A 3,555-nucleotide genomic window follows, 5' to 3' on the forward strand; every position below is an offset into this window, starting at 1 on the left:
TGGGCGCGGGCAGCAAGCCAAGCAGGCCCCCGCGCGGTTTCAGGTCAAGGGCGACCTTGCGGTCATCGCCCAGCAGCAGCAGTTGCACGGGCGTCGCGGGCAGGCCTTTGTTGGCGGCCAGCGGACGCAGATGCTGCGTATCGAGTTCGGTCAGCGCGTCGAGCCACGCGGCCCAGTCCCCCGCGCGTTGCGGCGCGTCCAGGCCGGTCAGCACCTGCGTCGGGCCGGCGGGCGCCGCCGTCCAGGGCGTGCCGCCGCCGTACAGCCACAGCGCGTTGACGGGCGGCAGGCCGCGGGCGGCCCGGACGTCGTTGACGGGGTGTTCGTGCCACGCCATCTGGATTTCGTTCAGCAGGCGCCGCCACGGGCGCGTTTCGGTGTCCTGGCGCCACCAGTCGTTCAGGCGCTTGCCGGCCACGGCCAACGGGCTGGCGGTCTGGGGGCGCAGGTCCGCCGGCAGGCGCAGGCGCCAGCGCTGCGGCGACAGCGGCTCGACCGAGAAGCCGGTGCCTTCGAAAAGGGGGCGCGCGGTGTCGAGCAGGGCGGCCGTTTCCTGTTCGGTCAGGTCCATCGAACCGGGATCCAGCAGCGACGCCTGATCGGCGCCCAGCGCAAGATGGACCAGCTCGCACAGCCAGACGGGTTCGTCCGCCTGTGTGTGGGATTGTTGCCCGGCCAGCAGCGGGCCGAGGCCTGCGCTTTGCAAGAGGCCCGGCTCGGGCGCATACCCAGCGCGCTCGAGCTGCCACGATTCGAAGGACGTGCAGCCGTGCTTGCGCAGGTCGTAGGCTTCTGGGCGGGCGGTTGCGGCCTGCAGCCAGCCGTGCAGGGTGGGCGCGCGCTCGGGCAGGAGCTTGGCCAGTTCGGCGGCGACGGGAAGGGCGGGCAGGGCGCCCGGAATGACGATCAGCATGGCGGCGATTGTAGTCCGCGCGGGGATGGGGAACTTAGCGCCGCGGCCAACTGCCATACGTTGTCACGCCTGGTCTAGGATCCGCACATCCGCGGGCCGATTTACGGGCGGTTAATGCAATAATGCGCACGTGCTGAAAATACCCTACGAACTATGGATTGGCGCCCGCTATGCGGGGCTTGCCCGGATCCGCCAGCGACGCGGCCGCCGCGATCGCTTCATCTCCTTCATTGCCGCCAGTTCCATGGCGGGCATCGCGCTGGGCGTCGCCGCCCTGATCGTGGTGCTGTCCGTGATGAACGGGTTCCAAAAAGAAGTGCGCGACCGCATGCTGTCGGTGCTGCCTCACATCGAACTTTATCTTCCCGGCGCATCGCCCGAACGGGTGCTTGAGCAGTGGCAGCAGTTCGCCACCGCCGCCGAACGCAATCCCGAGGTCAAGGCCGGCGCGCCCTTCGTGGCCGCGCAGGGCATGCTGGTCCGGGGGCAGGCGCTACGCGGCGTCCAGGTCCGGGGCATCGACCCCGGCACCGAGGGCAACGTGTCGGATCTGCCGCGCCAGATGGTGTCGGGCAAGCTGACCGACCTGAAACCCGGCGGCTTCGGCGTCGTGCTGGGCAACGAGCTGGCCGACGGCATGGGCGTCAAGGTGGGCGACACGCTGCTGATGATGGCGCCGCAGGGCTCGATCAGCCCCGCCGGTTTTGCGCCGCGCATGCGCCAGTTCACCGTGGTGGGCGTGTTCTCGTCGGGCCACTACGAATACGATTCCTCGCTGGCATTCGTCGACAACGAAGACGCGGCGCGCGTGTTCCGCGAAAGCGGCACCGCCGGCGTGCGTCTGCGCATCGCCGACATGCAGAAGGCGCCCGAAGTGGCGGCCGAGCTGCGCAACGTCCTGCCGCCGTACGTCATGGCCAGCGACTGGTCGCGCAACAACCGCACATGGTTCGCCGCGGTGCAGACCGAAAAGCGCATGATGTTCCTGATCCTGGCGCTGATCGTGGCCGTGGCGGCGTTCAACCTGCTGTCCTCGCTGGTCATGGCTGTCAAGGACAAGCAATCCGACATCGCCATCCTGCGCACGCTGGGCGCGGGGCCCGGCGAAGTGGCCCGCATCTTCCTGGTGCAGGGCGCGCTGATCGGCGTGATCGGCACCTTGCTGGGCGTGGCCGGCGGCATCGCCATCGCCTACAACGTCGACGTGATCGTGCCGTTCATCGAGCGCATGCTGGGCGTGCATTTCCTGCCGCGCGAGATCTATTTCATCAGCGCGCTGCCGTCCGATCCGCAGGTGGGCGACATCGTCACCATCGGCGTGACCTCGCTGGTGCTGTCGCTGCTGGCGACCTTGTATCCGAGCTGGCGCGCCTCGCGCCTGCAACCCGCACAGGTGCTGCGCCATGATTGATACCCCGACGCAGAATCCGCAGGCCGGCACGACGCCGGCGCTGCAGGCCGAGAACATCGTCAAGGTCTACGACGAAGGCCCCGCCCGGATCGAAGTGCTCAGCAATGTCAGCCTGTCCGTCGCGCGCGGCGAGATGGTCGCCATCGTGGGCGCATCGGGATCCGGCAAGAGCACCTTGCTGCACATTCTGGGGCTGCTCGACGTGCCGAGCAGCGGCTCGGTTTCCGTTGACGGCCAGGTGGGCATCGGGCTGTCCGAGTCCAAGAAAAGCGCGGTCCGCAACCGCAGCCTGGGTTTCGTTTACCAGTTCCACCACTTGCTGGCCGAGTTTTCGGCGCTGGACAACGTGGCAATGCCGCTGATCGTGCGCCGCGAGAACCGCGACAAGGCCCGCGAGGCGGCACGAGAAGTGCTAGGACTGGTCGGCCTTTCCGCCCGTGAAGGGCACTTCCCCGGGCAGTTGTCCGGCGGCGAACGGCAGCGCGTGGCGCTGGCGCGCGCGCTGGTGACGCGGCCGGTGTGCGTGTTGGCCGACGAGCCCACGGGCAACCTGGACCGGCACACCGCCCACAACATGTTCGAACTGCTGACGCGAGTGAATCAGGAGTCGGGTACGGCATTTGCGATCGTCACGCACGATCCCGAGCTTGCCGCCCGCGCCGACCGTCAGTTGCTGATGGAAAACGGCCGCCTGGTGTCAGGCTAGCCCGGTCCGCAGCGAAAGGCGCCAGCGCGGGTCCGCGCGGCGGCCGCGGGCGGATAATCCGCACAAGGAGGACACGCCCATGCTCATCGACACCCATTGCCACCTGGACGCCCCGGAATTCGACGCTGATCGGACCGAGGTGGCGGACCACGCCGCCCACGCGGACGTCCAGGCGATCGTGATCCCGGCCATCGAACGGGCCAACTTTTCGATCGTGCGCGACCTGGCCGCCAGCATTGCCGGCGGCGCCTATGCGTTGGGCATCCACCCCTTGTACGTCGCGCGCGCCGACGACGCCGATCTGGACGTGCTGCGCCAGACGATCAAGGAATCGCTGGGCGATCCGCGCTTTGTCGCCATCGGCGAAATCGGGCTGGACTTCTTCGTGCCGGAGATCGCGTCCGGGGCGCCGCGCGAACGCCAGGAACGCTTCTACGCCGCGCAACTGGACATGGCCGTCGAGTTTGGCCTGCCCGTGCTGCTGCACGTGCGCAAATCCCAGGACATCCTGCTGAAGTACCTGCG

At 68.4% G+C, this 3,555-nt stretch carries 4 protein-coding genes; 3 read left to right on the forward strand and 1 reads right to left on the reverse strand.

What is annotated here, in order from left to right; genetic code table 11:
- The coding region (locus tag RT697_RS27035) for a hypothetical protein (protein WP_313702696.1) at positions 1 to 913 on the reverse strand (913 nt) is incomplete at its 3' end.
- Positions 914 to 1,043: 130 nt separating this feature from the next.
- Between RT697_RS27035 and RT697_RS27040 the strand changes: the two genes are divergently transcribed.
- The 3 genes from RT697_RS27040 to RT697_RS27050 form a co-directional block, all read left to right on the forward strand.
- On the forward strand, positions 1,044 to 2,324 hold the full coding sequence (locus RT697_RS27040; protein WP_056562344.1) for a lipoprotein-releasing ABC transporter permease subunit: 1,281 nt from the start codon (positions 1,044 to 1,046) through the stop codon (positions 2,322 to 2,324).
- A complete protein-coding gene (locus RT697_RS27045) occupies positions 2,317 to 3,030 on the forward strand; it encodes an ABC transporter ATP-binding protein (RefSeq protein WP_313702697.1) in 714 nt (237 codons plus the stop codon). The genes RT697_RS27040 and RT697_RS27045 overlap by 8 nt, the downstream gene beginning before the upstream one ends.
- Before the next feature lie 79 nt (positions 3,031 to 3,109).
- The coding region (locus RT697_RS27050) for a TatD family hydrolase (protein WP_313702698.1) at positions 3,110 to 3,555 on the forward strand (446 nt) is incomplete at its 3' end.

The sequence above is a fragment of the Achromobacter sp. genome (assembly GCF_032113835.1).
Lineage (GTDB): Bacteria > Pseudomonadota > Gammaproteobacteria > Burkholderiales > Burkholderiaceae_B > Achromobacter.